This window comes from Streptosporangium minutum, from assembly GCF_002149035.1.
GTDB classification, from domain to species: Bacteria; Actinomycetota; Actinomycetes; order Streptosporangiales; family Streptosporangiaceae; genus Streptosporangium; species Streptosporangium minutum.
Genome location: NZ_NGFP01000543.1, coordinates 1 through 630, shown reverse-complemented (window position 1 = coordinate 630; position 630 = coordinate 1). Strand labels below are relative to the sequence as shown.

Here is a 630-nt window from a genome sequence, read left to right as displayed (position 1 = left end):
ACCCGGTACGGCATGGCGGCCCGCCAGGCCCCCTCGGGCGTCACGGCCAGCAGCCCGCCGGCGCCGAGGGAGACCACGACCGCCTCGGCCCCGCCCCGCCGGAGCGCCTCGGCTCCCGCGAAGGTCTCGCCGTGCCCTCGCGGGCCGGCGGGGTTCTCCCCGGGGGCGCGCGGACCGTCCTCCTGCGCGGCCAGGGCGCGGGCGAGCTCCTCGGCGTTGGGCTTGACGATCGAGGGACGGCCGGCGGGGGCGTGCCTGAGAGGCTCGCCGTCGGCGTCCACGATCGCCGGGACGCCCCGCCGCCGGGCCAGGGTCGCGAGCTCGGCGTAGAAGGCGGCGGGCACCCCGCGGGGGAGGCTGCCGGAGATCACGACCGCCCCGGCCCGTCCGAGCCGCGTCTCGTAGTCCCGCAGGAAGCGCCCGAGCTCCTCGCCCGTCACCATCGGTCCGGGCTCGTTGAACAGCGCCGTGCGCCGCGCGGCCGTACCGGACGGGGCGGGGCCCAGGTCGCTGACGGCCAGGGTGGCGCGTGACTCGGCGGCGATCGGGGTGAGGGCGGCGGGCAGGCCCGCCGCCGCGAGGTCGGCTTCGACGGCGCGGCCGTTCGGGCCGCCGGACAGGCCGGTGACG

General features: G+C 80.0%; 1 protein-coding gene. It reads right to left on the bottom strand.

All coding sequences use genetic code 11. The features are described from left to right. Positions 1 to 630 (bottom strand): PfkB family carbohydrate kinase (locus CA984_RS44280; protein WP_242676525.1); only part of this gene is annotated, 630 nt, incomplete at both ends.